The sequence below is a fragment of the Paenibacillus xylanilyticus genome (genome assembly GCF_013359935.1).
GTDB lineage: Bacteria > Bacillota > Bacilli > Paenibacillales > Paenibacillaceae > Paenibacillus > Paenibacillus xylanilyticus.
On the sequence record NZ_JABMCB010000190.1, the window covers coordinates 308,194 to 321,942 of the forward strand.

Sequence of the window (13,749 nt, forward strand, 5' to 3'; positions counted from 1 at the left end):
GTTGGAGAGGAGCTGCCTCAGAACACAGGCTCTTTTCTTTATTAGGAATACTGAATGGTACTCGCGATCAGCATGAAGATAATGCCCAATGCAATCCACATCACCATCAGGGGCCAGAAAAACTTGACCCATTTCTGATACGGAATGCCGGATACGGCGAGACTGCCCATCAATGCGGAAGACGTTGGCAGAATCATGTTGGTGAAGCCATCACCGAACTGGAATGCCAGTACGGCGGTCTGACGGGTAATGCCGAGCAGATCGGACAGTGGCACCATGATCGGCATCGTTGTTACCGCCATGCCTGTACCGGATGTAATGAACACATTCATGATATTTTGGAAAAAGTACATGCCCAACACCTGAACGGATGATGGCAGTTCACCGACCGCTGTAGACATCCCATACACAACCGAATCGATAACATTCCCCTGATCCAGAACAACCATAATCCCTCTGGCCAAACCGATGATAAAGGCTCCGTACGCGATACTACTTGCTCCCTTGACAAATTCACTCGCAATACGGCTCGGTCCGAATCCGGACACCAGACCGGAAATGACACCCATGCTCAGGAAAAGTGCCGCCAGCTCCTCCATCCACCAGCCTTCCTTCGATACGCCCCAGATCAATAGGGCAAACCCGGCAACAATCGTAACAATCGTAAGGATATGTGTGATGCGAATGGTTGGCAGCTTATTCAGATCAACGGCTGGTGTATCTCCTGCCTGCTCCTGTTCCAGCTCGTGTACCAAACCTCGAGTCGGGTCTGATTTTACCCTTGAAGCGTAGCGCATGATATAGATACTTGTAATGGCAATCAAGCATACCAGGATGATCGCACGCAGCCACATACCGGAGAAGATCGGAACTTCGGCAATGGCTTGAGCGAGCCCCACATTGAACGGATTCAGCAGTCCGGCGGTGAAACCACAGGAGGCGCCAAGTGAAATCATCGCTGTACCCGTTAGAGCGTCATATCCCAGTGCCCTGGCAATAGCGATACCTATGGGTACGAATACCATGACCTCTGTCGACATGCCCATCGTAAACCCGCCGACAGAGAACAGGGTGATAAACACTGGGATGACCCACAATCCCTTATTAGCGAATGAACGCGCCACCCTGCCAGTGAGGGCTTCGATCGTCCCCGTGCTTGTAATGATCTGAAAGGCTCCGCCAATGATGAAAATAAAAAATACGACGTCAGCGGAATCAACCAGCCCGCGGACGATGGATTTGGGGATATCCCACAGGCTTGTTGGATTGGCCTCCACATGATGATATGAACCCGGGACGAGTAGGGATTTGCCTGTAGCTTCATCTTTTACCCGGTCGAATTCACCTGCGGGAATGATGTAGGTCAGTACGGTAGCGACCAGTACCAGAATAAACAAGATGACGAAGGTATGCGGCATCTTGAACCATTTGCGTCGTTGTTGTGGTGGTTTTGTTATGTTTTCCAATTGATCATCCCTCGTCCTTCTGTTGTTTCCAATCTTCAAATTCATTCCGCACCTGCTGCAATGCCGCCTTGTCCGCACACAGGTCATACGTTGTCAGTGCAAGTGCCTTGGCCGCACGGTTCAGCTCAATCATCCCCTCTTCTGCTCCGGCAAGCCGGGCAAACTCAGGGGTATGGGTCGTTGCGTCTCCCAACCGGATATACGGATGAATCGCTGCGGTTACCTGGCTCACATTGCCAATGTCCGATGAACCCACGCCACCCGTTTGCGGCGGATCATGTACTTCAATGCCCATGTCCTCCAGATTCTGCTGAAACAGACTCGCCAGCGCCTTGTTGTTATTGCGTTCGGCATAGATCAGTCCTTCCGAAATATCTACCGTTGCACCTACACCCTCGGCAGCATGGCGTACTACGCGGTAGACTTTCTCCATGACTGTCTTCAATTCCTCAACGGTTTTTGCCCGGATAATATATACCGCCTCTGCCAGTTCAGGCACAACGTTGGGAGCATCTCCGCCCTTGGTGATAATACCGTTCACCCGCACGTCATCCTTCAAATAAGGACGAAGCGAATTAATACCCGCATAAGCATTAACCAGTGCATCCAGCGCACTGATTCCTTTCTCGGGGGAAGAGGCTGCATGCGCTTGTTTGCCATGAAAGGTGAAGGTTGCGTCCACACAGGCCAGCGCTCCTCGGAGTACCATCGTCTTTTGCTGCGGATGACACATCATGACCGCATCAATTTCGTCGAAGACACCCTCATTGGCCATGATGATCTTGCCGCCACCCTCTTCCTCGGCCGGAGTACCCAGAACAATGATCCGTCCAGGCAACTGAGGGCTGGCTTCCTTGAGAGCCAGCGCTGCACCTACTGCAGAAGTTCCGATCAGATTGTGTCCGCAGGCATGTCCAATGCGAGGCAGAGCATCATATTCGGCCAATAGAGCGATGGTAGGACCACCTGTTGCTCCTTCCCATACAGCTCGAAACGAGGTTGGAAGACCGGAAATCCCTTTCTCCACCTGAAATCCTGCTGCTTCAAGCGGTTCGGTCAACCACTGCTGTGCCTGGACCTCCTTAAAACTAAGCTCCGGATTGGCATGAATGCGAAGCGATAACTCCCTTAGTTGTTGGTCAAGCTGATCCACCGTTTCCTTAATTTTTTGCTTCATATGAGCATGATCTTGATTCATAAAGTTTTGCCGCCTTTCTCCGAACCAGTTTTTCTATATTCAATTCAACCGAATAAATATACAATACGAATTTCATATATTGTATGTGTGGCCATGCCATAAGTAAATTCAAAAAAATTAAGGAAAGACCCATAAAAAAATTTATGGGTCTTCGATTACTAACATATGAATATCATGATTTGTAAGCATAGACGGCCATTTGACCTTCACTGCCGAGTTGTCTTTTGAGCCATTCAGCGTATGTACATCCCTCTTTAAACAAGCACTCACATAGAATTCGTATCATACTGTCCCGTAAAAACCCGCCTTTACGGTCCAAACGACACGAATAATTATACATAATGGCATGCAGCTGCCGAGATGGTTACATCTAATTTCCGTTCAATCCAGTCTGAGTCCCTTCCGTTCTCATCAAATCGATAAAACGGTTCACTGCAGCTTGCTGCAGCACACTTTTCTTATAGACAAGCCATGTATTGCGTCTAACGCTCTGCCCGTCCAGTCGAATCAGCTCCTGCTGATGGAGCCTGTCCGCATCTGTTACGAAGATCCCCGGGATAATGGCGTAGCCAAGTCCATACCGCACCATCTCCTTACAGGTCTCATAGCTATCTACCCGCATCGCCACCGCTGGCGAGCGATCATAGCGTTCATACCACCAGGCGGCCACTGCTTCACGAAACGGACTTATAGCCGCTCCCCCTGCTTTGGTCGCGGGTTCCTGAAAGGCGATCTGCGGCAGTTTGGGGAGTTCATTCAGATCGATGGGTTCCCGGGATACGATACAGACCGCTTCATCGTGCAGCAGATGTTTGCACTCAAACCAAGGGTGCTCTCCCCGAATGACGCCCACCTGAATTTCATCCCGCATTAACAGTTCAATCACCTCTACACTCAGTGCGCAGGTGACGGCAAACTCCACCTCAGGATACAATTCCCTGAATTGTTTTAACAGCGGCGGAAGCTTGTACAATGAGTAATGATTGGCGATCCCGAGTCGCAGTGTTCCCTTGACTTCATTGCGAATATTTGAGAGCTGCTCTTTCACCTGATGGAGATCACTCAGCATTTTTCGGGCGTAGATCGCCAGATGTTCACCTTCAGGTGTAAACCTGGCTCCTTTCAGCGATTTGTCGATGAGCGGTACGCCGAACTCCTTCTCCAGCTGCTGCAAACGGTAAGTCAATGCCGGCTGAGTCATAAACATGCGTTCCGCAGCTCGGGTAAGACTGCTCTCTTCGGAAACGCTCAGCAGCAAACGGCAGTCCTTTTCATCCATGACATGCCCCTCCTTCACTTCTCGTCTCTCCAGTATAACTTACTGCAGCCCTGACAACGTGTCTCTCCTTTAATACTTACCAATCAGCATAAGAAAAAGCCTGTGTCCTTCTGGGACCAGGCTCATCCTGATATTTACTCCGAGATCGTGATAACGGATGTGACAAAGTGGTACGATTCATTCTGCAGCACCGCTTGGGACAGCAGGATCTTGTTGCCTTCCGGGCTCCAGGCAAGCGGATCGGAGACATTGTCCATATCGGCCGAGATCTGAAATTGTTCAGCGGACTCCGTATTGGAAACGAACAGACCCTTCTCATCATCGCTCTCCGAGTTAATCGTGTACGTGATCTTGGAATCATCACCGGACCAACTGGTGCCAAAAATCTGTGTGCCTCTGGCAAGTGTCGCCTTCTCATTGCCTTCGAGATCGGTGAGCACCAGCGCCCGTTTCGTATCAGCTGTTTTTTTCACAATGGCCAGCCTGGTCCCATCATTGGACGGAATAACCCACTCGACACTTTTCAGCAACTGCTTCACATCACCCGTGGTTGTATCGTATGCATTCAGCTGCCCGTCTTCTCCGGTAATATAGTAGATCATACTGCCCGAAACCCTAACGCTCCGCACGTTGAAGTTGCCGGTCTCCACCAATACTTTCGTTGTACCATCCACACTGGCAGAGACGAGGTCTCCCTTCATATTCGGAAAGACAACATGCTCATTATCGAGCCATGCTCCTTCCTGGACGAAACCATCTTCCTTGCCCGCGTTCACGGTCTCTCCGTTATGCAAATTCAGAAAGAAACCTTTGCCCGTCGATTCCTCCGGCTCCCGGTAGAACAGGTACTGACCATCCGGTGATACGAGCGGTGAGCCCAGACTGACTTCGCTCTCTTTGAGTGGTGTATCTGTTCCCTTCGTCAGGTCATACATATATAAGTTATGCGGGTATCTCTCCTGGCCTTCAACCGTGACGGGCTTCATTGCTGTGTTTTCTTTGTCCGATACGATCCATTCGTCACTCAGCCAGGCCACACCGCGCATATTGGGCAATTTATCGATTTTCTCCAATTTGAAGCTCTGGTACACCGACGTATTGGGATTGTCTTTTACAGTAATATCGGTGCCCGTTTTCCCGCTATGAGCATTTCCCTCGGGCTCCGTGCTCCCCCCACAAGCCGCTGCAGACAACAGCGCTAACGCTCCCAATGCACTCAATGCTGCCTGTTTCCAATTCATCATGGTCCCCCCTGATTTCTCTGCTATAGACCAAGCATACACATGCCATACTTCCAAAGTTATTCAGACTTGTTTCCAACTTGTAAACTTGAATCAGCGAGCGGGAGAACCAGCTGGAACGTGGTTCCTTCCTCATTCTTCGGATCGTTAGGCAGCAGTGTAATAGTTCCGCCCTGCTTCTCTACAAATTGCTTCACGAGCGACAGACCGAGTCCGGTTCCGCCTGTTTTTCTCGCCCTGTCCTTGTTGACCGTATAAAAAGGCTCAAAGATCTTCTCTCTTGCCTCTACCGGAATCGGCATACCCGAGTTGAAAATGCGAATCACTGCCTCACACGTCTGCAGCCGCTGCTCGCTCTGTACCCGAATGACGCCGCCAGGCACGTTATACTTGATTGCATTATCCAGCAGGTTGATAAAAATATGCATGAGGCTCTCTCGGTCACTGCGAATGACGGCAGGCTGGATGTCCAGCTCCATCCGAAGCGCAAACTTCTCGGCTTTGCCTCGCATGCGTCCGCAGGCATCCTCCAGCAGCGCACCCACCTCTACATCCTCCGCCTGATTCTCGAAATCGTACTTCTCCAATGCTGACAAATGCAGCACCTTCTCAACCATTTCGTACAACCGCTCGGTCTCCTTGCCAATGTTGCTTGAGGCGTCCTCAAGTAACTGAGGGTCATCCCGGTACATATCAAGCAGTTCCACATATGCCTTGATCGAGGTAAGCGGCGTTTTGAATTCATGGCTGATGTTGCCGATATATTGTTTCTGCTGTTGTTCCAATGCCTGCAGTTTCTCAATTGCCAGCTGCAGCTTCCGCTGCTCTGCATGCATGTCTGTAATATTTTGCTGGATGGACGTGCTCATATAATAAATGCCTTGCCCCAGTTCTCCCAGTTCATCTTTGCGTTTTACAGGAGATTCCGTAATGTACTCGCCTTCCCGAATGGAATCGGCCGATTTTTTCAGCCTGGTAATGGCGACGGCGAAGCGATTATAGAATAGGTATCCAAGAATAAAGCTCAATGCAACGACGGCAATACCCGCCCATATGAACAACTGTAAAATCCGGGCATAGAATTCATGGTAGCTCTGAACCGGATACTGCATCCATACCGCACCCATCTGACCATCCGGACCGTCCAGCGGTGCTGCATAGAGCAGCGTGTCGCCTTGTTCATGGTAGGCGATTTTATTTTGCAGAGCATAGTTCAGTGTCTCCTGGATTTCCAGACTCTCACCTGGTGTAATGGACGAGCCCACCTGTGTTCCAGTCATGTCATAGAGGGCAATCGGTAGCCCTGTGGAGTTCGCAAGTTCCTGTGCAAGCCTGCGGCCATTTTGCTTCAGAAAGGCATCCGTCTCCAGCCGAATGGCTTCGGTGTAGTAGGCCTGACGCACATTCAAATTGACCAGACGTGTCTGCTGCGACAGAATACCCTCAATCTGTGACTGCTGGTTGCGTTCGATTCCCCGCAGTACGAGGGAGCTGAGCACCACAACAGTCAAAATGAGCAATGCCGCAAGAAAAACGCTGAATTTCAGCTTGATGCTGACCCTCATGCCGAACCGCCCGGATTGGGAGCAGATGCCTTGTAGCCGATGCCGTAGACGGTCTGAAGCTTTTGCTGATCCGTATCACCAATTTTTTTGCGCAAACGCTGAATATGAATGTCCACCGTCCGCGTGCCTCCCGCATACTCCATGCCCCACACCCGATCCAGCAGATCATCCCGTGTGTACACCCGTTCCGGATTGGACATCAGGATGGTGAGCAGATCGAACTCTTTGGGGGTCAGATCCAGCTTCTCTTCCTTTACCGTCACCGTTCGATGAGCCACATGAATACGCAAGTCACCATTTACAATGGCCTGACTCTTCTGCTCGTCTGCTGGAGGGCTGCTCTTCTCCACCCGCCGCATGAGCGCCTTCACCCGGGCGAGCAGCTCCCGGATCTCAAACGGTTTCGTCATATAATCATCTGCGCCCATTTCCAGGCCAACAATCTTATCCACGATGTCATTTTTTACGGTGAGTAAAATAATCCCGATATCATCGCGGTCCTCCAGTCTGCGGCATACGCCGTATCCATCGAGCCTCGGCATCATCACATCCAGAATCATCACCTGTGGGTGAAATGACGCCACCTTAACCAGCGCTTCCTCGCCATCATTGGCTGTCTCCACTTCATATCCTTCGCGCCGCAGCGCGTAAGCAATGGCACTGACGATACTTGATTCATCATCTACCACAAGCACTTTTTTATTCATCGGATTCATCCTCTATATTGATGTCATAAGTTCCTTATTCCTGGATCTATGTTAACAAGGTCTGGCCGGATAATCCATGAGGACTATACAATCTTGCAAGAAAGCCTGTATCCTCTCAGCTTGGACTTCGCCCCACTTTGTTTATACCCGCACACGACAAAAAGAGCCAATCCGCTATTGGATCGACCCATGACTCGATATTTCATCAAATTCAGGTTATAGCGTGAATACATGATGAGCTATTCCTCAAATGACAAGTTCATCGGCTCATCCGCCATCTCATATTCCGTCGCCATGTGGGTCAGCGGCGTATTTGGATCAACCTCTTCGAAACGGAAGCTGTCCACCCACACTTTGCCTTTGCCGTTCAGAATGACCCCGAATGAAATGACGGCACTGTCCTCCGGCACATCCAGCACGATGCTGTACTGATTCCATGGCTGTGTGCCCGTGATCGGCCGGTCATGCATGTTATCAAACTGAAGCACATCTTGTACATTGTTATCCACGCGCATCCATAACCCACAGAACCCATCCACACGTTCGGTCTTCACGAATCCGGATAATTTCATCCGTTTGCCCACATACTTGTCTGCCTTGAACTGCTGCATCATCGTGGCAAACTCATTACTTTCCATTGGTGTAACGGCCTTCAAGTAGCCGGACGCTTTCCCTTGATGAACTTCGGCGGGATCAATGCCCATCTCATAACTTTGCGGATGACTCCCCGTCAGCATCCAACCTTTAACTGTTGACTTCTGATCCATATGTAATTCTCCTCCTCTGGTTTTTCCGGTGAATACCTTCAGATCGAATAATTTGCGAAAACGTCCCGGTGGCATGCCATATATTTTGCGAAAGGCACGGGTGAACGCTTCCTGACTCTCAAATCCGCATGCCAGAGAAATGTCCAGAATACCTGCATCGGTGGAACGAAGTGCAACGGACGCATAACTCATCCGGCGATTCCGAATATAATCCACCACCGTCATGCCCACCTCATTGCGGAAAACCCGATGGTAGTGGTAGGGCGACAGCAGCGCCTCGGATGCCACTTCTTCAAGCCCGATATCCTCATCCAGGTGTGTCTCTATAAAATACAAACTCTGCTGAATCATTGCGCTGTAGCGGATCAAAATGAAGTAACGCCCCCCTTCCATATCCATACTATACGGGATGGGCCTGAAACCGTTTTGATCAATTTTGCTAAACTTAGAATCGAACTCCCTGGAAACAACAAAGAGCCGGGTTAGGGACATCATCGTCCTTAACCGACTCTTCTCGGGTATTGCGGCTGAAGAAGGTGTAAGACACCTTAGAGCTGCATGCATAACCTTCCAGCAACAGATGCTTCTATTCAAACTAAATTAATCCTTTACCGCAGGCTAACGAGATCAGACGGCCGGAACCGGCTGTGCACTAACCTCATCCTCATCATGCTCCACCAGTTCATGTTTCTCCCATGCCCGGCTCTTCCAGCGGAAGTACATAATGACCGCACGTGTCCATTCGTCCGCCGCTATCGCGAGCCAAACCCCGGCCAACCCCAGATGAAGCTTAAATACTAGAAGATACCCAAGCGGCAGACTCATGCACACCATGGAGATCAGTCCCATATATACCGGGAACTTGGCATCCCCTGCCGCACGCAGGGAACCGATAATGACAATGTTGCAGGTACGTCCGGTTTCGAGCAAAAGACTGAGCAGGAGTACCTGAGCACCCAGCTTGATAATCTCCGGGTTATCCGTAAAAATGCCCATTAATGGCACGCGGAAAATAATAATGATCACGTCAATAATCACGGTGGCCAGCAGAGCCCATTTTACACTGTCGAATACACGTTTGTAAGCATCATCTTTGCGGCGTGCCCCCACAAGACGGCCGACAATAATGGACGTTCCCATCCCAATCGCCATGCTGAACAGATAAATGTAGCTGGAGATATTGCCCGCATATTGCTTGGTTGCCATGGCTTCCGCACCCAGATAGGTCACGTACAACGTAAATACGAGTTGGCAGGAATGATACACCATGGATTCCATCGCAGACGGAATGCCGATTCGCAGAATTTTGCCGATAAAATTTTTGGACAGTTTAATGTAATAACCGAATTCTACCCGAACCTCACTCACACGGTACAAAAGCCAGAAGAAGATCAGCAGGCAGATGAAACGGCTTCCCACCGTCGAGATCGCTGCCCCTTCCACACCCAGCTTCGGCAGGCCGAAATGTCCAAAGATCAGGGCATAGTTACCAATAACGTGAATGACATTCATAAACACGGATACGTACATGGTTTCCTTGGTATACCCGTGTGTACGAATGGTTGCAGCCAGCGCATTAATGAGGGCCTGCAGGAAAATCCCGCCCCCGACAATGCTTATATACGAACGAGCATAATCGTAAATTTCACCTTGTATATTTAAAAGCGACAACAAATGTCCGCCAAACACCAGGAAGATCACACTCAGGATCAACCCAACCACAAGATTAAGCGTGATGGCATTACCTGTAACCTGTGCTGCTTCTGTGAGCTTTTTCGAACCGATATATTGGGCTACAACAATCGCAGCACCATGTCCAATGACTTCTAGAACAAGAATGGCAATCGAGATAATCTGGTTGGCTGCCCCTACCCCGGAGACCGCATTATCAGATACCGAACTAAGCATGAGCGTATCGACGCTCCCCATCAACATAAACAAGAAGAGTTCCAGGAAAATAGGCCAGGTCAGCCGAATGAGCTTCAGATCCTTGGCATCTGAACGGAGGGACTCTTTGGTCGAGGATATTGCTGTCATTTTCTCACCTTTCCAACGTGGGCTTGATTTCATAGGGTATGTTAGCACAGGTGGTTTGAAAATGCAGTAGTTTTGCGAAAATAATTGAAAAAAAATTGAAATCCCATAAAAAGGTATTTTCATCATTTTCATTACATGCGTCTTCCGTGCGCCTCGGAGAGATTATGGACGAGGAAACATAACCAATAAAGACCCTTTCATCGCTCGCCGGAAGGAGAGCTGAAAGGGTCTTCAATCTCAGAGAACGCGTATGATGCAGTGAAGTGAAGCACCGAGTCTGTACAACTTAACCTTTGACCGACCCCGCGGCAATCCCCTCTACAATTCGATTGCTCAGGACCAGAAACGCTATCAGGATTGGCAGAATGCTGATCATCAGCGTTGCACCGATCGCCCCCCAATCGGTTGTGTACTGTCCGATGAAGTTTTGCACCCCAACGGTTAAGGTTTTGTACGCATCCGTACTGATAAACGTATTGACGAAAATAAACTCGTTCCAGTCATAAATCATGTTGATGATTGCTGTCGTAGCAAGTACAGAAGCCGTCATCGGCAGCACAATCTGGAAGAAAATCCGATGCACCGAGCAGCCATCCATGACCGCCGCCTCCTCCACCTCTCTGGGAAGAGTATAATAGAATCCGAGCAGAATCATAATTGTAATCGGCATGTTGAATGCAATGTAGGACAGGATAACCGATAGGGGATGATCCGTGAGATTCAGCTTCAGAAACAGGCTGAACAGCGGGATCAGTGTGGAGTGCACAGGAATCATCAGACCCACCATGAACAGCCCCAGCACCAGTGAACGCCCCTTCCAGTGCATACGTGTGATAGCGAAGGTCACCAAACTGGCAAACAGAACCGTGAACACCACTGAAACCACCGTAATCCATACACTGTTGAAAAAGTATAAGCTGATATTGCCTTCGGTCCATACCTTGACATAGTTCTCCCAGCGCGGCGTAGCCGGGAGCGCAAAAGGCGCCATATCGAATACTTCCTGATTATTTTTGAGCGAGAATAACAGCAGCCAGACTAATGGCAATATTTGAAGCAAAGCCACCAGGGACAGGAGCACATACAGCAGGACATACCCGAATCTTCTCAACCATGCCGAACCTGGGCCTGTCTCCGGATGGACTGGCAGCCGAACAGCCGTGTCTGTCTTCACCGAAATGAACCTCCTTTCATTTTACATCGTGTCAGGAATACTGAATCGGTTCTTTCGAGGCTGTCACCTTGCGGAGCAGCCATGTAACGACCAGGCAGATCAGGAGCAGGAAGAACCCTACAGCACTGCCGTACCCAAAGTCAAAGCTGCGAAACGCCTGACGATACATGTAGGAGGCCATCACTTCGCTGGAGCCGTTCGGGCCGCCATCCGTCATGACGTAGATGAGGTCAAAATACTTGAGTGAGCCCACCACAGCCAGCACAATGGTTACCTTGATCACTTCCGTAATCAGCGGCAGCTTGATACGGAATGCAATCTGCCACGGATTTGCGCCGTCAATTCGGGCGGCTTCGACCAGCGACTCCGGGATATTTTTCAGTGCTGCATAATAGATCAAAATATAGAAGCCCGCGTACTGCCACAGAATTGGTACAAACAGCGCATACAGCACGAGCGATGGCTCCGCCAGCCAGGCTGGCGGATTACTTAATCCAATCGCTTCCAGAAACGTGTTCAGCACACCGTTGCTGGGATGATAGATTTTCAGCCATAACTGGGCGATAGCAACCGAAGACAGCAGCATCGGAATCAGATATATCTTTCGAAACAGATTTGCACCCTTGATCTTGCCCGACAGCACCAAAGCAATCATCAGATAGCCGATGAGGCTCAGCGCGGAGAACAAGGCCAGTAAGAAAGTATGATTCGCACTCTGCCAGAACGTTCCGTCCTGGAGCAGCCTGCTGTAATTATCCAATCCAATAAATGTCATTGCACCAATCCCATCCCACTGCATCAAGCCATAATAACCGGTGAGTACGATCGGAATGTAGATTAAGACCAGCAGCAGAAGCAGTCCAGGCAGCACGTACAACGCAGCAACCAGACGGTTTGACATGACTCTGTTCAAAACATGATCCTCCCTTCAAGCGTTCAAGCATCCGAGTGGTGTAAGTGAGGGGTACATCAGTTGCCTTTATCAATCGCTGCCTGATGATTTTTCACAAAGTCCTCCGGTGTCACGGCTTTGCCAAACAACGCCTGAATCATATCCAGATGAGCCTGAGCTGCTGCCGGTTTCATCTGCACGTCTGCAAAGAGCGTAAGGCTGCTTGCCTGATTCAACTCATTCAGCAGATCGATATAGAGCTGAGGCAGCTGTACTGCAGCCGTATCGACTTTGGTCGCCGGAATGACCCCAGCTTCGGTCACGGAGCTTTCGCCCCATTTTTCCACAAAATACTGGACAAACTTCTGTGCCTCTTCCTTCACTTTGGAGTTCTGGGCTACAAACAAACCTACGCCCGGTCCACCTACCCAGCTGTTGATGTCGCCTTTGCCTCCGTCAATCGTCGGGAATTTGAAAAATCCAACCTTATCCTTGAATTCCTGCGGAATATCCGGGTTCGTTGTAAAGTTTGGCAATTCCCATGTTCCCATAAGGTACATGGCTGCCTTCTCATTCATGAATTCGGATTTGCCTTCGTCGTTGGACAACCCGTTAAAACCCTTGTTGAATGCGTTCATATCGACGAGCTTCTGCACTTCTGCCGCAGCTTGGGTCAGAGCAGGATCTTCAAACTTGCCTGATCCGCTAATTGCCTTTTCCAGCGCATCGCCGCCTAAACGATTCGCCAGATACATGTACCAGAGTGAGCCGGTCCACCGGTCTTTATTCCCGAGTGCAATCGGCACTTCGCCGTTCTCGGTCAGCGTGTTCAGCACATTCAGGAATTCATCGTATGTGGCTGGCGGCTGCAAATTATATTTGGCAAAAATAGCTTTGTTATAATAAATGGGTGAGATGTTCAGTTCGATCGGGAGTGCATACGTTTTACCGTCTACAGCATACGCTTCTGTCGTTCCGGCTATAAACTTCTCGCCCAACGATCCATTCAGCAGATCATCGAGGGGCGCAAACAGATTGCCCTTTACATAAGGCTCCAGGAAGCCTGCGGCCCAGGTTACCCCGACATCAGGAAGTTCATTGGATGCGGACAGGATTTTCAGTTTGTTTTTGTATTGTTCGTTCTCCAGCACTTCCTGCTTGATGGTCACATTTGGATTATCCGTCTGATACTGCTGGATAATATCGTTGACCAGTTTGTTCTGCTGTGCAGAACTGCCGGCTGGCCAGAGGTGCATAAATTTCAGGGTCACCTTTCCGTCAGCGCCGCTGCCACTAGTATTACCACCGGATTCATCGCCTCCACCGGAACCTGCATTGTTGCATCCTGACAAAATGACAGCAAGGACCAGCGTCCATGAGAGAAGTAACGCCATCGTCTTTTTGCTCATAATCCCAACCCCCA

11 protein-coding genes are annotated in these 13,749 nt (G+C 49.9%); all 11 read right to left on the minus strand.

Annotated elements, in window-relative coordinates:
• Window positions 1-41: 41 nt before the first annotated feature.
• Window positions 42-1,466, minus strand: coding sequence for a YfcC family protein (locus HP552_RS18350; RefSeq protein WP_246310950.1), 1,425 nt, complete (start codon window positions 1,464-1,466; stop codon window positions 42-44).
• A gap of 4 nt (window positions 1,467-1,470) precedes the next feature.
• Complete coding sequence (locus HP552_RS18355; protein ID WP_175396847.1) at window positions 1,471-2,664, minus strand: M20 family metallopeptidase; 1,194 nt, start codon at window positions 2,662-2,664, stop codon at window positions 1,471-1,473.
• Window positions 2,665-3,034: 370 nt separating this feature from the next.
• Window positions 3,035-3,943: a LysR family transcriptional regulator gene (locus HP552_RS18360; RefSeq protein ID WP_175396848.1), complete on the minus strand. Its 909-nt coding sequence runs from the start codon at window positions 3,941-3,943 to the stop codon at window positions 3,035-3,037.
• Between the two features lie 134 nt (window positions 3,944-4,077).
• Window positions 4,078-5,187 (minus strand): hypothetical protein, encoded by a 1,110-nt coding sequence (locus HP552_RS18365; RefSeq protein WP_175396849.1) that lies wholly within the window; start codon window positions 5,185-5,187, stop codon window positions 4,078-4,080.
• A 56-nt stretch (window positions 5,188-5,243) separates the two neighbouring features.
• Window positions 5,244-6,749: a sensor histidine kinase gene (locus HP552_RS18370; protein ID WP_175396850.1), complete on the minus strand. Its 1,506-nt coding sequence runs from the start codon at window positions 6,747-6,749 to the stop codon at window positions 5,244-5,246.
• Entirely contained in the window at window positions 6,746-7,456 is a 711-nt protein-coding gene (locus HP552_RS18375) for a response regulator transcription factor (protein WP_175396851.1), read from the minus strand. The genes HP552_RS18370 and HP552_RS18375 overlap by 4 nt, the downstream gene beginning before the upstream one ends.
• Before the next feature lie 239 nt (window positions 7,457-7,695).
• On the minus strand, window positions 7,696-8,589 hold the full coding sequence (locus HP552_RS18380) for a helix-turn-helix transcriptional regulator (RefSeq protein ID WP_376768966.1): 894 nt from the start codon (window positions 8,587-8,589) through the stop codon (window positions 7,696-7,698).
• A gap of 261 nt (window positions 8,590-8,850) precedes the next feature.
• On the minus strand, window positions 8,851-10,260 hold the full coding sequence (locus HP552_RS18385; RefSeq protein WP_175396852.1) for an MATE family efflux transporter: 1,410 nt from the start codon (window positions 10,258-10,260) through the stop codon (window positions 8,851-8,853).
• Between the two features lie 286 nt (window positions 10,261-10,546).
• Window positions 10,547-11,410, minus strand: a complete 864-nt coding sequence (locus tag HP552_RS18390) for a carbohydrate ABC transporter permease (protein WP_175397077.1) — start codon at window positions 11,408-11,410, stop codon at window positions 10,547-10,549.
• 55 nt (window positions 11,411-11,465) lie between these two features.
• The gene (locus HP552_RS18395; RefSeq protein WP_175396853.1) at window positions 11,466-12,347 is read right to left on the minus strand and encodes a carbohydrate ABC transporter permease; all 882 of its coding nucleotides are present in this window, start codon (window positions 12,345-12,347) and stop codon (window positions 11,466-11,468) included.
• A 56-nt stretch (window positions 12,348-12,403) separates the two neighbouring features.
• Window positions 12,404-13,735 carry an extracellular solute-binding protein gene (locus HP552_RS18400; RefSeq protein ID WP_175396854.1) on the minus strand — a complete coding sequence of 444 codons (1,332 nt, stop codon included), beginning with the start codon at window positions 13,733-13,735 and terminating at the stop codon, window positions 12,404-12,406.
• Between the last annotated feature and the right edge of the window lie 14 nt (window positions 13,736-13,749).

What these genes read in the sequence shown, in the direction of transcription:
- HP552_RS18355 (WP_175396847.1), bottom strand. Translation starts at nt 2,664, where the DNA reads ATGAATCAAGATCATGCTCATATGAAGCAAAAAATTAAGGAAACGGTG.
- HP552_RS18360 (WP_175396848.1), bottom strand. Translation starts at nt 3,943, where the DNA reads ATGGATGAAAAGGACTGCCGTTTGCTGCTGAGCGTTTCCGAAGAGAGC.
- HP552_RS18365 (WP_175396849.1), bottom strand. Translation starts at nt 5,187, where the DNA reads ATGATGAATTGGAAACAGGCAGCATTGAGTGCATTGGGAGCGTTAGCG.
- HP552_RS18370 (WP_175396850.1), bottom strand. Translation starts at nt 6,749, where the DNA reads ATGAGGGTCAGCATCAAGCTGAAATTCAGCGTTTTTCTTGCGGCATTG.
- HP552_RS18375 (WP_175396851.1), bottom strand. Translation starts at nt 7,456, where the DNA reads ATGAATAAAAAAGTGCTTGTGGTAGATGATGAATCAAGTATCGTCAGT.
- HP552_RS18385 (WP_175396852.1), bottom strand. Translation starts at nt 10,260, where the DNA reads ATGACAGCAATATCCTCGACCAAAGAGTCCCTCCGTTCAGATGCCAAG.
- HP552_RS18400 (WP_175396854.1), bottom strand. Translation starts at nt 13,735, where the DNA reads ATGAGCAAAAAGACGATGGCGTTACTTCTCTCATGGACGCTGGTCCTT.